Origin of the sequence: Mycobacterium colombiense, assembly GCF_003284935.1 — a bacterium.
In the GTDB taxonomy this organism is placed as follows: domain Bacteria; phylum Actinomycetota; class Actinomycetes; order Mycobacteriales; family Mycobacteriaceae; genus Mycobacterium; species Mycobacterium arosiense_A.
The window spans coordinates 26,144-49,148 of the sequence record NZ_QMEV01000039.1 but is presented as its reverse complement, the minus strand read 5'-3'; the positions used below and the strand labels follow the sequence as shown (position 1 = coordinate 49,148).

Genomic DNA, 23,005 nt, shown 5'->3' with positions numbered 1-23,005 from the left:
ACCCGGTCCAACTCGGCGCGCAGATCGGGTTCGGCCAATGCCGCCAACACTCCCGCCGCACCCGCCGCATCGATCCCCGAGACGCTGGTCATCAGACCACTGTGCGAGGCCGTGACCTTGGCACAACAGTCCCAAATGCGGATTTGTGGATAGAGACGCGAGTGTGCACAAACGCACGGCGGAGCGACGCCGCCAGCGACGACGGGCGCGCTGTCCCGCAACGCACCGAGAGCCGGGCTCGGCGCCGCCACGCGCGGAAAACTAACCCTAGAAAAGGGACGACCCCCGCCAGGGGGGGAGGAGGCGAGGGTCGTCGTGCATCAGCCCCGGGGGGTCGGGCTGATACACCCTCGGCTCAAGGCCGAGTAATGCTTACTATACACATGACTAGCCGGAGTAACGCAAGAGATCATTTTCTGGAAAACCAGCTTGAGCCGCGTAAACGCCGCCCCGCCCGCCTCCCGAACCCCCTGAGCGGCCATTTTCGGTGCGGGATCGCGGCCTTGCCGGACCGCCGACCTATGCTGGGTCCGTGACCGTCTTCGACCCCACCGCGGAGCAGTCGGCCTCGGAACAATCGGCGTCAACCACCGCTTCCCATGCCCGCACGGCGGCGTTCTTCGACCTGGACAAGACGATCATCGCCAAGTCCAGCACCCTGGCCTTCAGCAAACCGTTTTTCAACCAGGGCCTGCTCAACCGGCGCGCCGTGCTCAAGTCCAGCTACGCCCAGTTCATCTATCTGCTCTCTGGTGCTGATCATGACCAGATGGATCGGATGCGCGCCCACATGACCAACATGTGCACCGGCTGGGACGTCGAACAGGTCAAGTCGATCGTCAACGAGACGCTGCACGACATCGTGACTCCGCTGGTGTTCGCCGAGGCCGCCGATCTGATCGCGGCCCACAAATTGTGCGGGCGCGACGTGGTGGTGGTGTCGGCCTCCGGGGAAGAAATCGTCGCCCCCATCGCTCGCGCGCTCGGCGCCACCCACGCGATGGCCACCCGGATGGTCGTCGAGGACGGTCGGTACACCGGCGAGATCGCCTTCTACTGCTACGGCGAGGGCAAGGTGCAGGCGATCCGCGAGCTGGCCGCGCGCGAGGGCTACCCGCTGGAACACTGCTACGCGTATTCCGACTCGATCACCGATCTGCCGATGCTCGAGGTCGTCGGCCATCCCAGCGTGGTCAATCCCGACCGCGGGCTGCGCAGGGAGGCCGTGGAGCGCGGTTGGCCCGTGATCTCGTTCTCCCGGCCGGTGTCGTTGCGCGACCGCATCCCCGCGCCCTCCGGCGCCGCGATCGCCACGACGGCCGCGGTCGGCATCAGCGCGCTGGCCGCCGGCGCGGTGACCTATTCGTTGTTGCGCCGCTACGCTTTCTAGCGGCTCCAGCAAAGACGCGCCTCGCGCGACGGGATTTCCTTCGCAATTGGGCCTTGCTGTGCTTGGGGTCTAGTAGTACAAAGGAACCACGGAAGCCCGGTGAGGCCAAGGTCGAGCCGGAAGAGAAGGTTCGTCCTCCCGACCCGGGCGCCCAGCACGGTGCTCGGCACCCACGCGGAGTCATAGCCGCGAAAATGGCAGAAGTGTTGCGGGCCTGCGAAATTGCGAAAATGCGGACGGTATCGACGGCCCTTTGGGTGGGGTTGCAACCATAAGTGTCGCAAGATCGCCGAGGCCAACCCACGCAGCCCCGAGATGCACGCTTGGTAACCGAGCCCCGTGCTAGCGGGCGGCGGACCGAACATTCGGAACGTCGCCCGCTCTACATTTTTGTGGCCCTTTTGCCGGTGTCGGCAACCGATTCAGCTACTTGTTAGACATCGAGTCGGCGATCGACAAAGCCTCCTGCGCACCGGCTTTCATCGCCCGGCAACACAGCACCAGCCAGGCCCCCACACCGTCGGGCGTGCCGCCGGCGAATCCTTGCGCGGCGTCGCGATACGCGGCCGGCTGACGCATCCAGCTGACCTCGGGCACCCCCAGCCCGTGCGGGTCCAGCCCGCTGGCGATGGTCACCAACCGCGACACCGCGCGGGCCACCACACCGTCAGAACTGCCGAACGGCTTCAGCGTCAGCAGTTCGCCGTGGGCGACGGCGGCCAGCACCGGTGCCGGCACCTGGGTTCGCCCGTTCACCAAGTCCGCCAACAATTCCAGTCGGGGCCCCACCCCGGCATCGGCGCGCGGGCGGCCCAGCCGCTCGTCGTCGACCTGCTCGGCCGCGGCCAGCACGTGCAGGCGGGCCAGCGCCTGCAGCGGTGCCCGGCGCCAGATGGCCACGACGGGCCCTTCGCCACCCTCGAGCGCCTGGGCCACCCGCAGCGCCCCCGCGAACACCGGGTCGCTGATCTGCCCGGCGTCGGCGAGGTCCTCCAGCCGAACTGGGCCGCCGTCCAGGACCGACGACACGCGCGCCGCCCGCAGCGCCGCCTCGGCGGCGGTCACGGGCCAACCGCGCAGGTTGGCGCGGTGCCGGTGGGCGCGGCCCAGCGCTTCGCGGGCGCGGTCACTGGCCTCGGCGACCCCGGGCAACTCCATCAGGGGGGCCAGCGGATCTGCTGTCACAACCTCACAACCTATCGTCGGCGGATTCACCGCAGGCGTGGGATGGCGTCCAGCAACTGCCGCGTGTATTCGTGTTGGGGGTCGGTGAACAGTTCCTCGGTCGGCGCGTGCTCCACCACGCGGCCGGCCCGCATCACCAGGACGTCGTCGGCGATCTGCCGGATCACCGCCAGGTCGTGGCTGATGAACAGATAGGCCAATCCCAGATCGGCCTGCAGCCCGGCCAGCAGGTCGAGTATCTGCGCCTGCACCAAGACGTCGAGCGCGGACACCGCCTCGTCGCACACCAGCACGTCGGGGCGCAGCGCCAGCGCCCGCGCGATGGCCACTCGTTGGCGTTGGCCGCCCGACAGCTCACGCGGCAACCGGCCGAGCACCGACGACGGCAGCGCCACCTGGTCGACGAGCTCGCGCACCGCCCGTTCGCGTTGCCTGCGGTCACCCACGCGGTGGATGCGCAGCGGCTCCTCGATCGCGCGAAACACCGAGTACATGGGATCCAGGCTGCTGTAAGGATTTTGGAATACCGGTTGTACGCGCCGGCGGAAGGCCAGCTCCCCGTCCCGGGACATGGCGTCGTCGATCCGGGTGCCGTCGAAATCGACGGTGCCCGAGGTGGGTTGGAGCAGGCCCAGCACCATGCGCGCCACCGTCGATTTCCCCGAGCCCGACTCACCGGCGATCGCCAGCGTCGTCGCGCGGCGCAGCCGGAACGACACCGCGTCGACCGCACGGAATTCGCCCCGCCGCCACGGGGCGCCACGGGACTCCCGGTAGACCTTGGTGAGATCGGAGGCGACGAGGATGTCGTCGGTCCGGGCGGGGGCCGGCCGGCTCCGGCGCGTCAGCGACGGCGCCGCGGCGACCAGCCGCCGGGTGTACTCGTGCTCCGGACTACGTAGGATCGATTGTGCCGCACCGGATTCCACCACGACGCCGCGGTGGACGACGACCACGGACTCGGCCCGTTCGGCGGCCAGTGCCAGGTCGTGGGTGATCAACAGCAGCGCGGTGCCCAGTTCGGCGGTGAGCCGTTGCAGATGGTCGAGGACCTGCCGCTGCACCGTGACGTCGAGCGCGGACGTCGGCTCGTCGGCGATCAGCAGCCGCGGCCGGCCCGCCAGCCCGATCGCGATCAGCGCGCGCTGGCACATGCCGCCGGACAGCTGATGGGGGTAGCGGGCCGCTTGCCGGGCCGGATCCGGCATGCCCGCCGCGGCGAGCAGGTCGATGGCCCGCTGCCGGGTCTGCCGATCGTTCGTGTTGGCGCGCAGGGCCTCCCGGATCTGGAACCCGACCTTCCACACCGGGTTGAGGTTGGTCATCGGGTCTTGCGGGATATAGCCGATGTCCCGCCCCCTGATCGAGCGAAGCGCTCGACGGTCGGCGGTCGAGATGTCCGTGCCGTCGAACATGATGTGCCCGCCCGTGATTCGACCCCCGGGAGGAAGCAGCCCGAGGATCGCCGCGGCGGTGGTGGACTTGCCCGATCCCGATTCGCCGACCACCGCGACGGTCTGACCGGCCAGCACGCTCAGGTCCAACCCGCACACGGCGGCGTGCTCACCGAACCTGACTTCCAGGCCCTCGACCGATAGCAGCGGCGACCCCGTGCCGCTCACGCCCGCCACGCCCTCGAGGCCGGATCCAGGGCGTCGCGCAGCGCGTCGCCCATCATCATGAATGCCAGCACGGTCATGGCCAGCGCGCCCGCGGGGTAGAACAGGATGGGTGAGCCCGCCCGCAGCCGGGTCTGGGCGAGGTTGATGTCGCCGCCCCAGGACACCACCGACGGCGGCAATCCGACACCGAGGTAGGACAACGTCGCCTCGGTGACGATGAACAGGCCGAGGGCGATCGTGGCCACCGCGATCACCGGCCCCAGCGCGTTGGGTAGCGCATGCCGCAGCAGGATCTGAAACCTGCTCATTCCCAACGCTTTAGCGGCGAGCACGTAGTCGCTGGCACGCACCGCGAGCACCGCACCCCGTGCGATCCTGGCCACCTGCGGCCAACCGAACAACGCGAGGATGACGATCACCGTCCACACCGTGCGATGGTGCAGGACCTGCATGAGGACGATGGCGGCCAGCAGCAGTGGCAGTCCGAAGAACACGTCGGTCAGGCGGGAGACCACCGCGTCGATCCAGCCGCCGTAGAAGCCGGCCAGCGCACCCAGCGCGCCACCGACGACGAAGACCAACAGCGTCGCGCCCAACCCGACGGTCACCGACGCCCGCGCCCCGTAGACGGTGCGCGCGTAGATGTCGTGGCCCTGCAGGTCGGTGCCGAACCAGTGCGCCGCCGACGGGCTGCGCAGACTTTGGTTCGGATCGGCATAGCTGGGGTCGGCATGAGCGAACAACGCGGGAAACAGCGCGACCAGAAGAATGAGGACGATCAGCGCGGCGGCAACGACGAACTTCGGACGCCGGTGCAGTTTGCGCCAGGTCTCGCCCCAGAAGCCGGAGTGCTCAGCCATAACGGATCCGAGGGTCCAGCGCCGCGTAGAGCAGGTCCACCATCAGGTTGGTGATCAGATAGATGAGCACCAGCACGGTGACGATCGAGACCACCGTGGGGGCCTCCTGGCGGGTGACGGCTTGATAGAGCACGCCGCCGACCCCGTGGATGTTGAAGATGCCCTCGGTCACGATGGCCCCGCCCATGAGCGCTCCCAGGTCCGCACCCAGGAAGGTCACCACCGGGATCAGCGAGTTGCGCAGGATGTGCACGGTCACCACGCGCGGCCGTGACAACCCCTTCGCGGTGGCGGTGCGGACGTGGTCGGCGTGCGCGTTGGCGGCCACCGCTGATCGGGTCAACCGCACCACGTAAGCGAATGAGACTGAGCCCAAGACGATTCCGGGTAACAACAGCCGCGCGAAGGTCGCCCGCTCCCCGACCGTCACCGGCGCGACGCCCAGCTTGACCCCGAACAGGAACTGGGCCAGAAAGCCCAGCACGAAGATGGGGACCGCGATGATGACCAGACCGGTGATCAGCACGCCCGCATCGAAAAGCCCGCCCTGGCGCAGTCCGGCGATCACGCCGAATCCGATGCCCAGCACCGCCTCGACGACCAGGGCGATCAGCGAGAGCCGCAGGGTGACCGGAAAGGCATGCGCGAGAACGTCGCTGACCGGTAGCCCGGAATAGGCGCGGCCCAGGTCGCCGTGCAGGACGCCGCCGAGGTAACGCAGGTACTGGACGATGAAAGGATCATCCAAGTGATAGCGCGCCCGCAGCGCCGCTGCCACGGCCGGCGTCAGCGGCCTGTCCCCGGCGATGGCGGCCAGCGGGTCACCGGGCAGCAGGAAGACCATGCCGTAGATCAGCAGGGTGGCGCCCAGGAAGACGGGCACCATGACGGCGATCCGGCGCGCGATGTACCAGCCCATGGTCAGGCCTTGACCAGATTCTCGTAGTCGGGCAGCCCGTTCCAGCTGACCTTGACGGCGCTGACCTGTGGCGACCATCCGAGCACGGCGATGTAGTACCACAGCGGCACGGCGGGCATGTCGTGCAACAGGATTCGCTGCGCGACGTTGACCAGCACGTCAGCCTGCCGCAGGTCGGGCGCCGCCTCGGCCGCGGCCAGTCCGGCGTCGAACTCGCGGCTGGAGTAGCCGACGTCATTGGATCCCGCGCCGGTGGCGTACAACGGGGCGAGGAACTCGATCATCGACGGGTAGTCGCCGATCCAGCCGGCCCGGAACGCAGTGTCGATCGTACGGTTGGTGATTTGGGTGCGGAAGCCGGCAAAGGTGGGCTGCGGGGCGCCGACGGCATCGATGCCCAGCACGTTCTTGATGCTGTTGGCCACCGCGTCCACCCACTCCTGATGTCCGCTGTCGGCGTTGTAGGCGATGGCGTACCGCCCGCTCCACGGCGAAATCGAATTGGCTTGGGCCCAGAGTTGGCGCGCCCGTTCGGGATTGAAGTCCAAAGCGTCGCTGCCGGGGATGTTAGGGTCGAATCCCGGCAACGAGCTGGCGGTGAAGTCGCGGGCCGGGCTGCGGGTGTTGTTGAAGATCTGCTGACAGATCTGCGGGCGGTTGATGGCCGCCGACAACGCCAACCGGCGCAGCCGTCCTTCCTCGCCGCCGAAGTGGGGCAGCCGCAACGGCGTGTCGAGCGATTGGCTGACGGCGACGGGCCCGCTGGCCGAGTTACCGCCCAGGTCGCGCTGGTAGATCGTCAACGCGCTGGACGGAATGGTGTCCAGGACATCGAGGTTGCCGGAGAGCAGGTCGGCGTAGGCGGTGTCCAGGTTGGCGTAGAACTCGAACCTCAGCCCCTTGTTGCGTGGCTTGCGGTTGCCGTGGTAATCGGGGTTGGGCCGCAAGTCAATTCGGACGTTGTGCTCCCATGCTGGCCCGTCGGCACCGTCGGCGAGTGCGTAGGGGCCGTTGCCGATCGGGTGCTGCCCGAAGGCGCTCATGTCCCGAAAGGCCGCCTGCGGCAAGGGGTAGAACGCGCTGTGTCCCAGCCGCAGCGTGAAGTCTATGGTGGGCGCCTTCAGCCGGACGGTGAACTCCCGGTCGTTGATGACCTTCAGGCCGGACATGGTGGTGACCGCCGGGTTCGGGTCACCGGCCGTCCCGGCGACGGCATCGAAGCCGTCGATGGGACTGAAAAAGCTTTGCTGCAGTTGGGCGTTGGTGCTCAACGCCCCGTAGTTCCATGCGTCGACGAACGAGTGGGCTGTGACCGGCGAGCCGTCGGTGAACGTCCAGCCGGACTTGAGGACGATGCGGTAGTTGATGTTGTCGGTGGTCTCGACGGATTGGGCGACCTCCGGCGAGGAGTTGCCGGCGGCGTCGTAGGACATCAGCCCGGCGAAGAGCCGATCGAGGATCCGGCCGCCCAGGCTGTCGTTGGTGCCGGTGGGAATCAGCGGGTTCGGCGGTTCCCCGCCGTTGACCACCACCAGCTCCGGGCTGAGCGCGCCGCCACCGCAACCGGCCAGCGAGGCGACCACGAGCATCGCGGCGACGACCGGGGCCAGCACGGCCGACGGGATCCGCATCGCACGCATGACACCCGACCCTAGGGCCTGAAGCCGCGCGACGGTGAAGTGCCCGGTGCGGCTCGCCAACTTAGAATCCCGTCGTGACTGTGCAGTATCTGGCCTCGCATGAATCGGGGGTGCGAGCAGGCTTCTTGATGTTCTCCCTCGGTTTGCCCGCAATCGGATTGGTCTGCCTGGTCATTGGACTGGTGGAACGCTCCCGCGCCCGCCGACGGGCTCCCGCCTACCCGCCGCCGCAATACCCGCCGGGCTTCCCCGTCCATCCCGGTTATCCCTACCCGCCGCCGGGCTATCCCGCTCCGCCCTATCCGGCTTATCCGGGCTACGCGCCGCGGCCACGGACGCCGAAGTCGGCCACCACCCTCATCACCATCGGCGCCGTGCTGTTGACGTTGGGAGGATTGGGCGTCCTTGGCAGGACGGCGCAAGTCCTGTCCGAGCGCCCCGAGGACGTCGCCCTGGCGGTGGGCGATTGCATTACCGAAAACGATTACGCGGCACACCATTTCGAGAAGCACCTGATCAGCGGCTGCATCGATCCAGCGAACACCTATGAACTCGCATTCAAGGGAGGCGCCTCCGAGAGCTGCCCCGACGGCAAGCGCGAACACTCGATTTACGAGCGCACCAGCAACCACTCGACGCTCCTGTGTTTCATGATCAATCTGCGGCAGGACCAGTGCTACCAGGTGACCCGCGACGGCGAGGCCGTAAGCATGAAACCGGACGACTGCAACCAATCAAGCCCGCTGCACGTGAGAGTCAGTCAGCGCATCGACGGCAGCGCGGACAAGACTCAATGCCCGCCCGACAGCAAGGGCATCGCCTACCCCGTTCCCGCACGGGTCTATTGCCTGGTCAGAGCAGACTGACGCCGCTTCAGACCGCGGTGATCGGATGCACCTGCAATTCGCAGGCGTCGATGGTGGCCGCGACCGTCAGCACCATTTCGGTGTCGGGCGGGTTGACGCGCAGGTCGGTGTAGGTGGGGCAGGCGGCACCACTGCCGTCGACGGCCATTCCCTCGACGACGGCCTGCCCCTGCGCCGAGATCGACAGCAGCACGGTGGGTGGCACGTCCGTGCCGGCGGGCAGCCCACCCAGGTAGCCGCGCAGCGTGGGTTGCGCGTGAATCGCTGGCCCGCCCGCGCCCGAATCCACCCAGGCGTACCCGGTGAGCGTGCACGGTTCGGCGCCCCCAGCGAGGGTGAACACCAACGTCACCGCGCGATGCCCCACCGCGCCTTCCGTCGGCGAGGCGGTCACGGCGATCTGCTCCGACCGGCACGGCGTGGCCTGGTCGCCGCTCTCCAGCGGCACGGCCGATGCGGGCCAACCCGGCACGGCGGCCGCCGCGTAAACCGTTGCGGCCGCGGCAAAGCGGGGGATTAGTCGGCGGATGCCCCGCCCATGACCCGGCACAGGAGGTGATTATCCGGCATGGGCCGCACTTTGACCGGCGAATTCGCGCACCGCTACCACTCGCACAGCTACGCCTCGCCCGGATAGGCTCGCAGGCGGCCACCAGCGCACGGCCGCCGAACGGCGCAGTCTCGACTACAGGAGAGAACTTAGTGACCGCCACCCATTCCGCAGGCCCGTCCTCCTATCCGCCGCCGGCGCAGTTCGCCGAGCAGGCCAACGCGGGCGAGGAACTGTACCGCGAAGCCGAGCAGGACCGGCTGGCCTTTTGGGCCAAGCAGGCCAACCGGCTGTCGTGGGCGACGCCGTTCACCGAGGTGCTGGACTGGTCGCAGGCGCCCTTCGCCAAGTGGTTCGCCGACGGCCAGCTCAACGTCGCCTACAACTGCGTGGATCGCCACGTCGAGGCCGGCAACGGTGATCGGGTCGCGATCCACTGGGAGGGCGAACCCGTCGGCGATCACCGCAGCCTGACCTACGCCGATCTGCAAACCAAGGTGTGCAAGGCCGCCAACGCGCTCACCGACCTCGGTCTGGTCGCCGGCGACCGGGTCGCGATCTACCTGCCGCTGATCCCCGAAGCGGTGATCGCGATGCTGGCCTGCGCGCGCCTGGGTTTGATGCACAGCGTGGTGTTCGCCGGCTTCACCGCCAAGGCGCTGCAGGCCCGGATCGCCGACGCGTCGGCCAAGCTGCTGATCACGAGCGACGGCCAGTTCCGCCGCGGCAAGCCGGCGCCGCTGAAGGACGCTGCCGACGAGGCCGTCAGCGGCGGCGACAGTCCCGTCGAGCACGTACTTGTGGTGCGGCGCACCGGAATTGACGTGTCCTGGAACGACGACCGCGACCTGTGGTGGCACGACGTCGTCGACTCCGCGTCCGCCGAGCACACCCCGGAGCCCTTCGACGCCGAGCAGCCCTTGTTCCTGCTGTACACCTCCGGAACCACCGGCAAGCCCAAGGGCATCGTGCACACCAGCGGCGGCTACCTGACCCACGCCGCCTACACGCACTACTACGTCTTCGACATCAAGGCCGACACCGACGTGTTCTGGTGTACCGCCGACATCGGCTGGGTCACCGGCCACACCTACGGCGTGTACGGCCCGCTGGCCAACGGAGTCACCGAGGTCCTGTACGAGGGGACGCCCGACTCGCCCAGCCAGCACCGGCATTTCGAGATCATCGAAAAGTACGGTGTCACAATCTATTACACCGCTCCCACGCTGATCCGCACGTTCATGAAGTGGGGACGCGAGATCCCCGACGCGCACGACCTGTCCAGCCTGCGGCTGCTGGGCTCGGTCGGCGAACCGATCAACCCCGAAGCGTGGCGCTGGTATCGCAAGGTGATCGGCGCCGACCGCCTTCCCATCGTCGACACCTGGTGGCAGACCGAGACCGGCGCCACGATGATCTCCCCGCTGCCCGGAGTCGCTGCGGCCAAACCGGGTTCGGCGATGAGGGCGCTGCCGGGCATCTCGGCCAAGATCGTCGACGACCACGGCGAGCAACTGGTCCCCGGCATCCACCAGGGTGAGCACGTCACCGGCTACCTGGTGCTGGACCAGCCGTGGCCATCCATGCTGCGCGGCATCTGGGGAGACCCCGAGCGGTACGTGGAGACCTACTGGTCCCGGTTCGGCGAGCAGGGCTGGTATTTCGCCGGTGACAGCGCCTATTACGACCGCGACGGCGCCATCTGGGTGGTGGGCCGCATCGACGACGTCATGAACGTCTCGGGGCACCGGCTGTCCACCGCGGAGGTGGAGTCGGCGCTGGTCGGTCACGCCTCGGTGGCCGAGGCTGCGGTGGTCGGGGCGACCGACGCCACCACCGGCCAGGCCATCTGCGCGTTCGTCGTCCTGCGCTCCGATCACCAGGTGCACGACGGGATCGTCGACGAATTGCGCGTCGAGGTGGCCCGGGAGATCTCACCGATCGCCCGCCCGCGCGAGGTCCACGTGGTGCCCGAGCTACCCAAGACGCGCAGCGGCAAGATCATGCGCAGGCTGTTGCGAGACATCGCCGAGAACCGCGAACTGGGCGACACCTCGACGTTGCTCGATCCCGGCGTGTTCGACGCGATCAGGGCGGCGAAGTAGTCGCCGCGGTTTAGCCGGGCAGCGGGCTGAACCCCGCGCCGGGCCGGTGCTTGGAGTTGATGTCGGCCAGGATCGCGTTGAACGACTGCACCACGGCCGGCGTGTGCAGCGGAATGTATTTGATGACGCAGGTCGGCAGGTTGTCGCTGAACGCCCCGTGGATCATGCCGACCAGCTGATTGTTGACGGTGACCGGCGCGCCGGAGTCGCCCGGCTGGCCGCAGACCTGCATGACGATGGTGCCTGGCGCCTGACCCATGCCCCAGGTGACGCCGCACGAATTGCCGGTCGTGCGGCCCTGTTTGCAGGCGATCTCACCGAAGGCGGGGTCCGGGCCGATGCCACTGATCAGGAAGCCGTTGAAGTTGGCCACCGGCGTCACCTTGGCCGGGTCGAACTTGATCACCGCGTAGTCGAGGTTGTCGTTACCGGCGACCATGGTGCCCAGCACGCCGGCGTTTTCCGCACCCTCGGCGGTGACTTGGGCCCCCGGGCCGCCGCAGTGCGCGGAGGTGAAACCGATCAGCTCGCCGGCGGCGTCGCCGCCGATGGTGGTCAGGGTGCACATGGTGTCGCCGTTGATGACGATGCCCGCCCCACCGCCGATCGGGATCCGGACGTCAGCGGCCGCGGCGCGGGCGTGCGAACCCATCACGGTCACGAGCAGGGCGACCATCGCCAGTAAGAAGCATCGGTGCGCCCTCCGCACGGCCCCACTCCCATCGGTCAGCCGGACATCGCGACCGGCTTGGCCGAGTGTAATCGGCCTCGATGTGATGTTCGCTCTGGAAAGCGCGTCGGCCGCGCGCGGCGTCGCCGACCGCCTTCTGTCCGAACCGAACTGGCCCAGGCGCGCTCCAACCCCGGCCGGCGGCGCCCAGCCGGCCTCGTGCGGCTTCGTCTATCCGGGCGCCACGTGGCAACATAAACCGCGACGACAGCGAGCCGGGCAACGACGAAAGAGGACCGTCTGTGAGCAAAGCCGATGGCAAGAACGGTGTGCCCAGCACCCTGACCACGATTCCGTTGACCGACCCGCATGCCAAATCCGCCGAGCCGTCGATCGGTGACCTGATCAAAGACGCGACGGCCCAGGTGTCCACGCTGGTGCGCGCCGAAGTCGAGCTGGCGCGCGCCGAAATTACCCGGGACGTCAAAAAGGGTTTGACCGGGAGCGTCTTCTTCATCGCCGCGCTGGTGGTGCTGTTCTATTCCACCTTCTTTTTCTTCTTCTTCATCGCCGAGCTGCTCGACACCTGGCTGTGGCGCTGGGCGGCATACCTGATCGTGTTCGGGGTCATGGTGGTCGTCGGCGCCTTCCTGGCGTTGCTGGGCTTCCTCAAGGTCCGCAGGATCCGGGGACCGCGCCAGACGATCGAATCGGTCAAGGAGACGCGCACGGCGCTCACGCCGGGCCACGACAAGGCCCCGGCCGGCGCCAGGGAGCTGCCCGAGTCGCGCGGCAAGCACGCGAAGCCCGCCAACGGCGCCACCGCCGATCCATCGGGTTGGTAAATGGCGCCGCCGGATCCGTCGGTAACCCGCATCGACGGGCCGTGGCGCCATCTCGATGTGCACGCCAACGGCATCCGCTTCCACGTCGTCGAGGCCTTAGGCGACGCCGACGGCCGGCCGGCGACGTCGCGCCCGCTGGTGATGCTGCTGCACGGGTTCGGGTCGTTCTGGTGGTCGTGGCGCCATCAGCTGCGCGGACTGCGCGGGGCGCGCGTGGTGGCCGTCGACCTGCGCGGCTACGGGGGCAGCGATAAGCCACCCCGCGGCTACGACGGCTGGACCATGGCCGGCGACGCGGCCGGACTCATCCGGGCGCTGGGGCACTCCTCGGCGACGTTGGTCGGCCACGCCGACGGCGGGCTGGGCTGCTGGGCCACCGCCTTGCTGCATCCGCGGCTGGTGACGGCGATCGCGCTGATCAGTTCGCCGCATCCGGCGGCGTTGCGGCGATCGACGTTGACGCGACGCGACCAGGGTTACGCCCTGCTGCCGACCCTGCTGCAATACCAAATACCGTTGTGGCCCGAGCGCCTGTTGACCCGGGACGACGCCGCCGAGATCGAGCGTCTGGTCCGCAGCCGCAGTTGTGGCAAATGGCTTGCCTCCGAAGACTTTTCCGAAACCATCGGCCATCTGCGCACGGCGATCCAGATCCCGGCCGCGGCGCACAGTGCACTGGAATACCAGCGCTGGGCCGCCCGCAGCCAGCTGCGCGACGAAGGCCGGCGCTTCATGAGGTCGATGAGCCAGCAGCTCAGCGTCCCGCTGTTACACCTGCGCGGCGACGCCGATCCCTACGTGCTGGCCGACCCCGTCGACCGAACGCAGCGCTACGCACCGCAGGGACGCTACGTATCCATTTCCGGCGCAGGGCATTTCAGCCACGAAGAGGCGCCCGAGGAAGTCAACAGGCACCTGACGAAGTTTCTCGACCAGGTGCACCTGACCCGGGCCAGGTGAGCGCTGCGGTTCAGCCGACGCAGGACCCGGTGCCCACCAGTTGGGTGTCACCGATCCTGGCCAGCTGACCGGCCACCTCGTCGGCGGTCAGCACGAAGCCGGTGTCGGGATCGTCGACCGCCGCGCCGAACACCACCCCGAGCACGTGGCCGTCGAGATCGATCAACGGCCCACCCGAATTGCCTTGCTCCACACTGGCTCTGATCGTGTAGACGTCACGGGTGACCGGCGCCGGATCGCGGTAGATGTCGGGACCGCTCAGCTTGATCAGCTCGCGGATCCTGGCCGGGGTCGCGGTGAAGTTGCCACCACCCGGATACCCCAGGACGACGACGCTGGCACCAGTTTTCGCGTCGGCCTGGGCAAAAGCCAGTGGCGGCGGGGGCAGGTTGGGCACGGCCAGGATCGCGATGTCGACCGCCGGATCGTAGGACACCACGGTGGCGTCCAGCGGATTGCCGCTGGCGTAGATCTGCACGCTGTTGGAGCCGGCCACCACGTGCGCATTGGTCATCACCCTGTCGGGTGCGATGACAAATCCGCTGCCCTCCAACACTTTCTGGCAGCTGGGCGCCAGGCTGCGCACCTTGACCACGCTGGGCGCGGTGGCCTGCACCACCGGGTTGCCGGCCAGCTCGGGATCGGGCGAGGCGACCGGGATGACGGGGGTGCGGCTGAACGGCTCCAGCACCGCGGGCAGGCCGGAGGTGTTCAGCAGCGCCGAAAGCCGCTTGGGCACCGTCTTGAGCCAGGGCGGCGCAACGTCGTTGACCTGAGCCAACACTCGCGAGCCGCGGACCGCCGCGGCCAGTTCCGGCTGATCCTTGGACTGGGTCAGCGGCGTGGCCAGCAACCACGCCGCGGTCAGCACCACGACCAGCTGGACCGCCACCCCGATGACCGAGTCGACCGTGCGGATGGAACGGCTGCGGATCGCGCTGCGAACGGCCCGCCCCAGCACCACACCGGCGACCTCACCGATGACCACCAGCGCAAGGATCAAGAACAGTGCGGCAAACAATTTGGCGCGCGGCGCCGCGATGTGGCTGACCAGATGGGGCGCCAGCAGTACCCCCGCGATGGCGCCCAGCAACACCCCCACAAACGACAGCAACGAGCCCAACGCGCCCGAGCGCCAGCCCGAGACCGCCGCGATGAACGCGACCGCCAGGACGGCGACATCCAGCCATTGCGACGGGGTCATCGAATTCATCGCAACCCGCCCCCCTCGCCGACCAGCGCCATCGCCGCGTCCAGCTCGCGCTCGTCGCCGATGTCCCAGGGCTGGGCCCAGCCCGCGACGTCGAGCAGCGCAGAGATCACCTGGCCAGTGAATCCCCAGACCAGCATCTCGTTGAGCAGAAACGCCGGGCCGGCCCACCGACGGCCGAGATCACCGCGGTACACCATCAGCCGGTTGGCCGGATTGATGAAGGCGCGCAACGGAACTCGCGCCACGATCGCCGTTTCGGCCTCGTTGACCACGGCCACCGGACCCGGATCCGGCGAGTACGCCAGCACCGGGACGACGTGGAATTGCGACGGCGCGATGAACATCTTCTCCATCGTCGCCAGGGGATAGAGCCTGCTGACGTCGATCCCGGTTTCCTCGCGGGCCTCGCGCAGCGCGGTGTCCACGGGGCCGTCGTCGGTGGGATCGGACGCGCCGCCGGGAAACGCGGCCTGGCCGGCGTGGTGACGCAGGGTCGACGCCCGCACGGTGACCAGCAGGTCGGCGTCGTCGGGAAAACCACCGTCGGGCGCCCCGGATTCCGAGCCGGAGAACAACACCAGCACGGCGGCTTCGCGGCCGCCGCCGCGCAGGGTCGCCACCGCCGACGCGGCCTTGCTGGTGATCATCGCCAGCACGTCTTCCGGCAAGCGGCGCCGGGCCGCATCGGGAACGTCATCGACGTGGTCGACCAGCGGACGCAGCCAGGACGGGCAGGCGTCAGGCCGCAGCGGAACGGCCCCGCGCGCGGGGGCGGGGTCCCCATTCCGCAGGGGCGAACCCCCAGCACTCACGGCCCCTCCAGTCGGTTCAATTTTTCCGCTTATCCCCTGTCATCACCGATCGCGGCCGCGATCTCATCGGCAGTGGTGAATGCTCGTGGCAGCGTCTGGGCAACGCTACCGTCCGCTCGCAGCACCACCGTCGCGGGCATCACATTTACCACGCGGAGTGCGGCCGCGACCCGGCGACGACCGTCCTGCAGCGCCGGCAGGCGCACCCCGAGCTCGGCCAGCCGCAGCAGGGCGGCCGTCTCGTTCTCGTCTTGATGCACCGTCACCACCGTCACGTCCGAACCGGCCCGACGTTGATACTCGGCCATCGCGGGCAGTTCGGCGGCGCACGGCGCGCACCAATACGCCCACAAGTTGAGGACCACGCGCCGCCCGGCCACCGCGCGTGCGACGTCGACAACCGAACCGTCGGCGGCGCACTCCGCCGTCACGCCGCGCAGCAACTCGGGGCCGGGACCGTTTCCGGCGCCGGGGCACGGCGGCAGGTCGGCGCGCTGCCGCGGTCCCGACAACGCCGCCGGCGTATCGGCGTCGCGATGTTCCCGGTCGGCCACGGTCCGGCCGCTCGCGGGGGTGGCGGTCGTGTCGGCGTCATCGCGCAGCTGGGCGACCAGCGCCGCGATCAGCGCCACCACCACCGCCAGGATGGCGATGTGCCAGCGGGCCTTCCGGGTCAAGGTCGGCTTGGGAAGAGGCATGCTGTGCCCGTGCGTCGGTCGCGAACCGGCTTACAGCCCGGCCAGGGCGAGCAGGTGCTCGGTTTCGGGGCCCTTCACCAAGGGGGCGGCCAGCGCCGCTTCGGTTGGTCCCAGGCCGAAGGAGGGGCAGTCCTTGGCGATCAGGCAGACGCCGCACGCCGGTTTGCGTGCGTGGCACACCCGACGACCGTGGAAGATCACCCGGTGGCTCAGCAGGGTCCACTCGCCGCGTTCGATGAGCTCACCCGCGGCGTGCTCGATCTTGACGGGGTCCTTCTCGGTGGTCCATCGCCACCGGTGCACCAGCCGCGCGAAGTGGGTGTCGACGGTGATGCCGGGGATCCCGAAGGCGTTGCCCAGGATGACGTTGGCGGTCTTGCGTCCCACCCCCGGCAGGGTGACCAGTTCGGCCATGGTCGACGGCACCTCACCGTCGAATCGTTCGACCAGGGCCTGCCCCAGACCGATCAGCGAGGAGGCCTTGTTGCGGAAGAAACCGGTCGGGCGGATCAGGTTTTCCAGTTCCGCCCGGTCGGCTTGCGCATAGTCCAGCGCCGAGGGGTACCGCTTGAACAGCGCCGGCGTCGTCAGGTTGACCCGCTTGTCGGTGCTCTGCGCCGATAGGATGGTCGCGACGGTCAGTTCCAGCGGCGTCGTGAAATCCAGCTCGCAGTGTGCGTCCGGAAAGGCTTGTGCCAGAGCGCGATTCATCCGGCGGGCCCGTCGCACCAGGGCGACCCGGGTTTCCTGCGACCACCGTCCGGCATCGGCGGCGCCGGACGGGGCCGGAGCCGATTTCGAACGCCCGGACGACTTTGCCGCTGTCACCTACGACAGAGTACTGATTTCGTGATCTGGCCGAGACCCCGTGTTGATTCAAGGCCATGTTTACTCTTCGTGTGTCGTGGTTGCTGGTGGCCGGCGTTCCGGTGCTGCTGATGCTGGCGGCGCTGGGTCTTGGACGGCTCGAATCGGAGCTCGCCCCCGCCGCCACGGCTGTGGCCGACGTCGACGAATTCCTCGAACTTGCCGGCGCCGTGGACATGCGCACGCTGGCGTCCGAAGGCATGCCGGAGGCGCTGGAATACCTGCATCGGCGCGAGCTTGCGCAGCTGCCCACGGCGGCGACGAACGGGCTGGGCGGCGGGCCGCGTCATGCCGCGCCGTCGTTTGCCGTCGGCTTCGTCGACCGCGACGAGATGACGTTACCCACGCGGATCCACGGTCAATCGCACGTCAATCCGCAGTTTAGGGCACCTCGACACGCCAATCGTGTGTAGCGTTGGCACGTTGGACACAACGGCCTACCTCTAGACTCGTCACGCGAGCAAGGGGTTAGCCTGCCCGTATCACATTAATTTTCTGGGAAAGTTGAAGAGGCAACGTGGACGAGATCCTGGCAAGGGCAGGAATCTTCCAAGGGGTTGAACCCGGCGCAGTCACAGCACTGACCAAGCAGCTGCAACCCGTCGACTTCCCCCGCGGACACACGGTCTTCGCCGAGGGGGAACCCGGCGATCGGCTGTACATCATCGTCTCGGGGAAGGTGAAGATCGGTCGCCGTTCGCCCGATGGACGCGAGAACCTGCTGACGATCATGGGCCCGTCGGACATGTTCGGCGAATTGTCGATCTTCGACCCGGGTCCCCGGACATCCAGCGCCACCACCATCACCGAGGTGCGGGCGGTGTCGATGGACCGCGACGCGCTGCGGGCCTGGATCGCCGACCGCCCCGAGATCGCCGAGCAGCTGCTGCGGGTGCTGGCCCGACGCCTGCGCCGCACCAACAACAACCTGGCCGACCTCATCTTCACCGACGTGCCCGGCCGGGTGGCCAAGCAGCTGCTGCAGCTGGCCCAGCGGTTCGGCACCCAGGAGGGCGGCGCGATGCGGGTCACCCACGACCTGACGCAGGAAGAGATCGCGCAGCTGGTCGGGGCCTCCCGCGAGACGGTGAACAAGGCGCTGGCCGACTTCGCCCACCGCGGCTGGATCCGCCTGGAGGGCAAGAGCGTGCTGATCTCGGACTCCGAGCGATTGGCCCGCCGAGCGAGGTAAGCGCGGGCGTAGCCCGGGCGCAACCGAGCGAGCATCAAACCCCGAGCGAGGTAAGCGCGGGCGGGAGGCGGCGCTGCGCCGTCATTAGGCACACCGGCCCCACGGGCACCTTCTCGGCACCATGAGGCGACTTCACAACGTGCTAGCGCCGGTGCTAGCGCTTTTCAGAAGAACTTTGTGCTCCCAGAGCCGAGACCGAGGGGCGGTAGTGTCTCGCTGGGTCGCCCTACGCCGTGGGCTCGGAGCGCAGATAGTTCAGCTGCACCTGCACGGACCACTCGGCGGCATCCCAGAGCTTCTCGTCGACATCGACATAGACGTGTTCGACGATCTGGCGGGCGCCGGCGTCCTCCCCCAGCTCCCGCAATGCCGCACGCACCTGGTCCAATCGCTCCCGTCGGTGCGCGAGATAGCCCTGGGTGACGCTCGCCAGGTCGGTGAGCTCAGGGCCGTGCCCGGGCAGCACCGCCCGTCGTCCCAGGCCGCGCAGGCGCCGCAGCGATTCCAGGTAGTCCGTCAGGCTGCCGTCCTCCTTGTCGAGGACGGCGGTGCCGCGGCCCAGCACGGTATCGGCGGTCAACACGGCATCGTCGAGCAGGAAGGACAGCGAATCGGCGGTGTGGCCGGGGGTCGCCATGACCTTGATTTTCAGCCCGGCGGCGTCGATCACCTCGCCGTCGGTCAGCTCGCCGCCGAGGCCGCGCAGAAAACCGCTGCCCGCCGAGCGCACGGTGGCGCCGGTCAGCTCGACCAGCTTGTCGATGCCGTCGGTGTGATCGCTGTGCCGGTGGCTGATCAGGACCAGGGCGATACGGCCCAGCGCGGCGACCCGCGCGATGTGGTCAGCGTCGTCGGGCCCGGGGTCCACGATGACGAGCTCGTCGCTGCGCGGGCCGCGCAACACCCAGGTGTTGGTGCCCTCGAGCGTCAGCAGACCGGGGTTGTCGGCCAGCAGGACCGACGCGGTCTCGGTGACCGCCCGCAACGTGGCGTAGGCGGGATGGGTGAGCGACTCGGCGGCCTTGGTCACGGACGTCAGCCGACCTCGACGATCAGCTCCACTTCCACCGGCGCGTCCAGTGGCAGCTCGGAGACGCCGACCGCGGAACGCGCGTGCGCGCCCCGCTCGCCGAACACCTCGCCGAGCAGCTCGGAGGCCCCGTTGATGACGCCGGGCTGGCCGTTGAACCCCGGCGCCGACGCGACGAACCCGACGACCTTGACCACCCGGGTCACCGCGTCGATGTCCACCAGCGAGTTGACGGCCGCCAGCGCGTTGAGCGCACAGATCCGCGCCAGCGCCTTGCCCTCGTCGGGGCTGACGCCGGCGCCGACCTTGCCGGTGCCCAACAGCTTTCCGGCCTGCATCGGCAGCTGGCCCGCCGTGTAGATCAGGTTGCCCGTGCGCACCGCCGGTACATAGGCGGCCAGCGGCGCAACCACCTCCGGAAGCTCGAGGCCGAGCTGCCCGAGCCTGGCCGAAGCACTCATCGCACCGACCTCTATTTGGGGCGCTTCAGGTACGCGACGTGCTGCTCGCCGGTCGGCCCTTGCAGCACCGACACCAACTCCCAGCCGTCGGCACCCCACTGGTCGAGGATCTGTTTGGTGGCATGCGTCAGCAGCGGGACCGTGACGTACTCCCATGCGGTCGGTTGGCTCATGCCGCGAGCTTATCGGGTCGGGCTAGCATGCGAAGGTGGCAACCACATCGAGCGGCGGAGCTGCCGTCGGCTGGCCTGCGCGCTTGACGAAGGCCCGTTTACATTTCGTCACCGGCAAAGGCGGCACGGGTAAGTCGACCATCGCGGCCGCGCTGGCTCTGACGCTGGCCGCCGGGGGCCGCAAGGTCTTGCTCGTGGAAGTCGAGGGGCGCCAAGGGATTGCGCAACTCTTCGACGTCCCGCCGCTGCCCTACCAGGAGGTGAAGATCGCGACCGCCGAGCGCGGCGGTCAGGTCAACGCCCTGGCGATCGACATCGAGGCCGCCTTCCTCGAATACCTCGAGATGTTCTACAACCTGGGCATTGCGGGTCGCGCGATGCGCCGCATCGGCGCCATCGAGTTCGCGACCACGATCGCGCCCGGACTGCGCGACGTGCTGCTGACCGGCAAGATCAAAGAGACCGTGATCCGCGTCGACAAGAATCGGCTGCCGGTTTACGACGCGATCGTCGTCGACGCCCCGCCGACCGGACGGATCGCGCGGTTCCTGGACGTCACCAAAGCCGTGTCCGATCTGGCCAAGGGCGGCCCCGTGCATTCGCAGGCCGACGGCGTGGTGAAGCTGCTGCACTCCGAGCAGACGGCCATTCACTTAGTCACCCTGCTGGAGGCGTTGCCGGTCCAGGAGACGCTGGAAGCCATCGAAGAACTCGCCGAGATGCAGCTGCCGATCGGCAGCGTGATCGTGAACCGCAACATCCCGTCTTATCTGCAGCCGGCCGATCTGGCGAAGGCCGCCGAGGGGCACGTCGATGCGGACTCGGTGCGGGCCGGATTGGAAAAATCCGGAATCAGCTTGAACGACAAGGACTTCGCGGGCCTGCTCACCGAGACCATCGAACATGCGACGGTCGTCGCTACGCGCGCCGAGATCGCCCAACAGCTCGATGAGTTGAAGGTGGCGCGACTGGAACTACCGGCCATTTCCGACGGGGTCGACCTCGGTAGCCTCTACGAGCTGTCGGAATCACTTGCGCAGCAGGGGGTTCGATGAGCGTCACGCCCAAACAACTTGATATGGCCGCCATCCTGGCCGACACCACCAACCGCGTGGTGGTGTGCTGCGGCGCGGGCGGGGTGGGCAAGACCACCACCGCGGCCGCCATCGCGCTGCGCGCCGCCGAATACGGGCGCAACGTCTGCGTTTTGACGATCGATCCGGCCAAGCGGCTGGCACAGGCTTTGGGGGTCAGCGACCTCGGCAACACGCCGCAACGCGTTCCGCTGGCGGCGGAGGTCCCCGGCGAGCTGCACGCGATGATGCTCGACATGCGCCGCACCTTCGACGAAATGGTGGTGCAGTACTCGGGACCCGGTCGCGCGCAGGCGATTTTGGACAACCAGTTCTATCAGACCGTCGCCAGTTCGCTTGCCGGCACGCAGGAATACATGGCGATGGAGAAGCTGGGACAGCTCCTGGCCGAGGATCGCTGGGACCTGGTGGTGGTCGATACCCCGCCGTCGCGCAACGCCTTGGACTTCCTAGACGCGCCGAAACGACTGGGCAGCTTCATGGACAGCCGGTTGTGGCGGCTGCTGCTGGCGCCGGGGCGTGGCATCGGGCGATTGGTCACCGGCGCAATGGGTTTGGCGATGAAGGCGATGTCGACGATCCTGGGTTCACAGATGCTCGGCGACGCGGCGGCATTCGTGCAGTCTCTGGACGCCACCTTTGGCGGCTTCCGCGAAAAGGCCGATCGCACCTACGCGCTGCTGAAGAGGCGGGGGACGCAGTTCGTGGTGGTGTCGGCCGCCGAGCCCGACGCGCTGCGCGAGGCCGCGTTCTTCGTCGACCGCCTGTCGCAGGAGGGCATGCCGCTCGCCGGGCTGGTGTTGAACCGGACCCATCCGCCGCTGTGTGCGCTGCCGGCCGAGCGGGCGATCGACGGCAGCGAAATGCTGGACCAGGACAGCGATTCCGAATCGGCGGCGCTGGCCTCGGCGGTGTTGAAGATTCATGCCGAGCGTGCGCAGATGGCCAAGCGAGAGATCAGACTGCTTTCCCGGTTCACGGGGGCCAACCCGCACGTGCCGGTGATCGGGGTTCCGTCGCTGCCGTTCGACGTTTCGGATTTGGAGGCGCTGCGGGCGCTCGCGGACCAGATCACTTCGGTCGGTGACGATGCGGGCCGGGCAACGCCCCGCTGAGGAACCGGCCGGCTGAAGATCCGGGCCCGCCCGTCGTAACAGAAACGTAATGACGAACGGCGGGGCGGTCGGCCCTACCCGCAGCGATGGACCGCCGGCGGGTCGGGCTCGCGAAGGTCAGCCGACGCTGCGGGTCCGCCGCTTGTCGAAGAAGTCCGCCCAGGAAACCACCTCGGGGTGCTGCTTGAGCAGGGCGCGGCGCTGCCGCTCGGTCATGCCGCCCCAAACCCCGAACTCGACCTTATTGTCCAGCGCGTCTGCTCCACACTCCTGCATCACCGGGCAATGACGGCAGATCACCGCCGCTTTACGCTGGGCCGCTCCCCGGACAAACAGTTCGTCGGGATCGGTGGTCCGGCATAGCGCCCTCGAGACCCATGCGATCCGTTCTTCAGCATCGACGCTGCGGAGTACTCCTTGTGCGGCTGCAATGTTTGTCCTACGCGCCGCCGGCCGTATTGGTGACACGAACTGTTCCCTTTCCCTACCGGCCGCCCGTCACGGCCGCCCTCCTCGGGTGCAGATCCTGACCTAGCGATCTACGCCACACTATGTACATCGGTGTTACCTGAATCTCACCGTGTGTCTAAGTTAGGTGGTCAGGTGCCAATTGCGCAACAGTCCGATAACGCTTTTTTTGGGACGGGCGTCCCGTCTCGTCCCAAACGATAGGCGAAGAAGTGATCTTGCACACTCTGTTGCACCTCTGACCTGTAACGCAACTGCAAATTCGCGGCC

At 68.1% G+C, this 23,005-nt stretch carries 24 protein-coding genes; 9 read left to right on the top strand and 15 right to left on the bottom strand.

The window, feature by feature from the left end; translation table 11 throughout:
* Positions 1 to 532 precede the first annotated feature (532 nt).
* A complete protein-coding gene (locus tag DQP57_RS17325; RefSeq protein WP_112634076.1) occupies positions 533 to 1,390 on the top strand; it encodes an HAD-IB family hydrolase in 858 nt (285 codons plus the stop codon).
* A gap of 426 nt (positions 1,391 to 1,816) precedes the next feature.
* Here DQP57_RS17325 and DQP57_RS17315 read toward each other — a convergent pair whose 3' ends face one another.
* From DQP57_RS17315 to DQP57_RS17295, 5 genes are read right to left on the bottom strand one after another with little or no spacing between them, the layout of a single operon-like run.
* Complete coding sequence (locus tag DQP57_RS17315; RefSeq protein ID WP_112634075.1) at positions 1,817 to 2,575, bottom strand: oxidoreductase; 759 nt, start codon at positions 2,573 to 2,575, stop codon at positions 1,817 to 1,819.
* A 26-nt stretch (positions 2,576 to 2,601) separates the two neighbouring features.
* Positions 2,602 to 4,197, bottom strand: coding sequence for a dipeptide ABC transporter ATP-binding protein (locus DQP57_RS17310; protein WP_112634082.1), 1,596 nt, complete (start codon positions 4,195 to 4,197; stop codon positions 2,602 to 2,604).
* Positions 4,194 to 5,057, bottom strand: coding sequence for an ABC transporter permease (locus tag DQP57_RS17305; RefSeq protein ID WP_112634074.1), 864 nt, complete (start codon positions 5,055 to 5,057; stop codon positions 4,194 to 4,196). Before DQP57_RS17305 ends, DQP57_RS17310 begins: the two co-directional genes overlap by 4 nt.
* Positions 5,050 to 5,976: an ABC transporter permease gene (locus DQP57_RS17300; RefSeq protein ID WP_112634073.1), complete on the bottom strand. Its 927-nt coding sequence runs from the start codon at positions 5,974 to 5,976 to the stop codon at positions 5,050 to 5,052. Before DQP57_RS17300 ends, DQP57_RS17305 begins: the two co-directional genes overlap by 8 nt.
* Positions 5,977 to 5,978: 2 nt before the next feature.
* On the bottom strand, positions 5,979 to 7,607 hold the full coding sequence (locus tag DQP57_RS17295) for a peptide ABC transporter substrate-binding protein (protein WP_205869152.1): 1,629 nt from the start codon (positions 7,605 to 7,607) through the stop codon (positions 5,979 to 5,981).
* Positions 7,608 to 7,690: 83 nt separating this feature from the next.
* Between DQP57_RS17295 and DQP57_RS17290 the strand changes: the two genes are divergently transcribed.
* Positions 7,691 to 8,482 carry a hypothetical protein gene (locus tag DQP57_RS17290; protein WP_133259254.1) on the top strand — a complete coding sequence of 264 codons (792 nt, stop codon included), beginning with the start codon at positions 7,691 to 7,693 and terminating at the stop codon, positions 8,480 to 8,482.
* A 7-nt stretch (positions 8,483 to 8,489) separates the two neighbouring features.
* Here the strand turns inward: DQP57_RS17290 and DQP57_RS17285 are convergent, their stop codons facing one another.
* Entirely contained in the window at positions 8,490 to 9,032 is a 543-nt protein-coding gene (locus tag DQP57_RS17285) for a DUF4232 domain-containing protein (RefSeq protein WP_112634070.1), read from the bottom strand.
* A gap of 152 nt (positions 9,033 to 9,184) precedes the next feature.
* Between DQP57_RS17285 and acs the strand changes: the two genes are divergently transcribed.
* Positions 9,185 to 11,137, top strand: coding sequence for an acetate--CoA ligase (gene acs / locus DQP57_RS17280; RefSeq protein WP_112634069.1), 1,953 nt, complete (start codon positions 9,185 to 9,187; stop codon positions 11,135 to 11,137).
* Between the two features lie 10 nt (positions 11,138 to 11,147).
* Here acs and DQP57_RS17275 read toward each other — a convergent pair whose 3' ends face one another.
* Positions 11,148 to 11,846, bottom strand: coding sequence for a S1 family peptidase (locus DQP57_RS17275; RefSeq protein ID WP_112634068.1), 699 nt, complete (start codon positions 11,844 to 11,846; stop codon positions 11,148 to 11,150).
* Positions 11,847 to 12,109: 263 nt separating this feature from the next.
* Here DQP57_RS17275 and DQP57_RS17270 point away from each other — a divergent pair, with 263 nt between their 5' ends.
* Both DQP57_RS17270 and DQP57_RS17265 read left to right on the top strand, forming a co-directional pair.
* Positions 12,110 to 12,652 (top strand): phage holin family protein, encoded by a 543-nt coding sequence (locus DQP57_RS17270; RefSeq protein WP_112634067.1) that lies wholly within the window; start codon positions 12,110 to 12,112, stop codon positions 12,650 to 12,652.
* Entirely contained in the window at positions 12,653 to 13,612 is a 960-nt protein-coding gene (locus DQP57_RS17265) for an alpha/beta fold hydrolase (protein ID WP_112634066.1), read from the top strand.
* A 10-nt stretch (positions 13,613 to 13,622) separates the two neighbouring features.
* Here DQP57_RS17265 and marP read toward each other — a convergent pair whose 3' ends face one another.
* From marP to nth, 4 genes are read right to left on the bottom strand one after another with little or no spacing between them, the layout of a single operon-like run.
* Positions 13,623 to 14,816 carry an acid resistance serine protease MarP gene (gene marP, locus DQP57_RS17260; protein WP_112634081.1) on the bottom strand — a complete coding sequence of 398 codons (1,194 nt, stop codon included), beginning with the start codon at positions 14,814 to 14,816 and terminating at the stop codon, positions 13,623 to 13,625.
* A gap of 5 nt (positions 14,817 to 14,821) precedes the next feature.
* Complete coding sequence (locus DQP57_RS17255) at positions 14,822 to 15,637, bottom strand: NUDIX hydrolase (protein WP_112634065.1); 816 nt, start codon at positions 15,635 to 15,637, stop codon at positions 14,822 to 14,824.
* Positions 15,638 to 15,666: 29 nt separating this feature from the next.
* Entirely contained in the window at positions 15,667 to 16,335 is a 669-nt protein-coding gene (locus DQP57_RS17250; RefSeq protein WP_112634064.1) for a TlpA family protein disulfide reductase, read from the bottom strand.
* A gap of 30 nt (positions 16,336 to 16,365) precedes the next feature.
* Positions 16,366 to 17,046 (bottom strand): endonuclease III, encoded by a 681-nt coding sequence (gene nth / locus DQP57_RS17245; RefSeq protein ID WP_165821833.1) that lies wholly within the window; start codon positions 17,044 to 17,046, stop codon positions 16,366 to 16,368.
* Positions 17,047 to 17,219: 173 nt separating this feature from the next.
* Between nth and DQP57_RS17240 the strand changes: the two genes are divergently transcribed.
* Positions 17,220 to 17,615 carry a hypothetical protein gene (locus tag DQP57_RS17240; protein ID WP_240631797.1) on the top strand — a complete coding sequence of 132 codons (396 nt, stop codon included), beginning with the start codon at positions 17,220 to 17,222 and terminating at the stop codon, positions 17,613 to 17,615.
* Positions 17,616 to 17,719: 104 nt separating this feature from the next.
* Complete coding sequence (gene crp / locus DQP57_RS17235; RefSeq protein WP_036465140.1) at positions 17,720 to 18,394, top strand: cAMP-activated global transcriptional regulator CRP; 675 nt, start codon at positions 17,720 to 17,722, stop codon at positions 18,392 to 18,394.
* Between the two features lie 226 nt (positions 18,395 to 18,620).
* Here crp and DQP57_RS17230 read toward each other — a convergent pair whose 3' ends face one another.
* From DQP57_RS17230 to DQP57_RS17220, 3 genes are read right to left on the bottom strand one after another with little or no spacing between them, the layout of a single operon-like run.
* Positions 18,621 to 19,424, bottom strand: coding sequence for an MBL fold metallo-hydrolase (locus tag DQP57_RS17230; RefSeq protein WP_112634062.1), 804 nt, complete (start codon positions 19,422 to 19,424; stop codon positions 18,621 to 18,623).
* Between the two features lie 5 nt (positions 19,425 to 19,429).
* The gene (locus DQP57_RS17225; RefSeq protein ID WP_112634060.1) at positions 19,430 to 19,885 is read right to left on the bottom strand and encodes a RidA family protein; all 456 of its coding nucleotides are present in this window, start codon (positions 19,883 to 19,885) and stop codon (positions 19,430 to 19,432) included.
* A gap of 11 nt (positions 19,886 to 19,896) precedes the next feature.
* Positions 19,897 to 20,058: a DUF4177 domain-containing protein gene (locus tag DQP57_RS17220; RefSeq protein ID WP_007772224.1), complete on the bottom strand. Its 162-nt coding sequence runs from the start codon at positions 20,056 to 20,058 to the stop codon at positions 19,897 to 19,899.
* Positions 20,059 to 20,093: 35 nt separating this feature from the next.
* Between DQP57_RS17220 and DQP57_RS17215 the strand changes: the two genes are divergently transcribed.
* Together DQP57_RS17215 and DQP57_RS17210 are read left to right on the top strand one after the other, a co-directional pair.
* Positions 20,094 to 21,113, top strand: a complete 1,020-nt coding sequence (locus DQP57_RS17215) for an ArsA family ATPase (RefSeq protein ID WP_112634059.1) — start codon at positions 20,094 to 20,096, stop codon at positions 21,111 to 21,113.
* Complete coding sequence (locus tag DQP57_RS17210; protein WP_112634057.1) at positions 21,110 to 22,267, top strand: ArsA family ATPase; 1,158 nt, start codon at positions 21,110 to 21,112, stop codon at positions 22,265 to 22,267. Before DQP57_RS17215 ends, DQP57_RS17210 begins: the two co-directional genes overlap by 4 nt.
* Before the next feature lie 117 nt (positions 22,268 to 22,384).
* Here DQP57_RS17210 and DQP57_RS17205 read toward each other — a convergent pair whose 3' ends face one another.
* Positions 22,385 to 22,735, bottom strand: coding sequence for a WhiB family transcriptional regulator (locus DQP57_RS17205; protein ID WP_065027012.1), 351 nt, complete (start codon positions 22,733 to 22,735; stop codon positions 22,385 to 22,387).
* Positions 22,736 to 23,005: the final 270 nt, after the last annotated feature.

What these genes read in the sequence shown, in the direction of transcription:
- DQP57_RS17210 (WP_112634057.1), top strand. Translation starts at nt 21,110, where the DNA reads ATGAGCGTCACGCCCAAACAACTTGATATGGCCGCCATCCTGGCCGAC.
- DQP57_RS17295 (WP_205869152.1), bottom strand. Translation starts at nt 7,607, where the DNA reads ATGCGGATCCCGTCGGCCGTGCTGGCCCCGGTCGTCGCCGCGATGCTC.
- DQP57_RS17220 (WP_007772224.1), bottom strand. Translation starts at nt 20,058, where the DNA reads ATGAGCCAACCGACCGCATGGGAGTACGTCACGGTCCCGCTGCTGACG.
- DQP57_RS17240 (WP_240631797.1), top strand. Translation starts at nt 17,220, where the DNA reads ATGTTTACTCTTCGTGTGTCGTGGTTGCTGGTGGCCGGCGTTCCGGTG.
- marP (WP_112634081.1), bottom strand. Translation starts at nt 14,816, where the DNA reads ATGACCCCGTCGCAATGGCTGGATGTCGCCGTCCTGGCGGTCGCGTTC.
- DQP57_RS17300 (WP_112634073.1), bottom strand. Translation starts at nt 5,976, where the DNA reads ATGGGCTGGTACATCGCGCGCCGGATCGCCGTCATGGTGCCCGTCTTC.
- DQP57_RS17250 (WP_112634064.1), bottom strand. Translation starts at nt 16,335, where the DNA reads ATGCCTCTTCCCAAGCCGACCTTGACCCGGAAGGCCCGCTGGCACATC.
- DQP57_RS17305 (WP_112634074.1), bottom strand. Translation starts at nt 5,057, where the DNA reads ATGGCTGAGCACTCCGGCTTCTGGGGCGAGACCTGGCGCAAACTGCAC.
- nth (WP_165821833.1), bottom strand. Translation starts at nt 17,046, where the DNA reads ATGAATCGCGCTCTGGCACAAGCCTTTCCGGACGCACACTGCGAGCTG.
- DQP57_RS17265 (WP_112634066.1), top strand. Translation starts at nt 12,653, where the DNA reads ATGGCGCCGCCGGATCCGTCGGTAACCCGCATCGACGGGCCGTGGCGC.
- DQP57_RS17225 (WP_112634060.1), bottom strand. Translation starts at nt 19,885, where the DNA reads ATGAGTGCTTCGGCCAGGCTCGGGCAGCTCGGCCTCGAGCTTCCGGAG.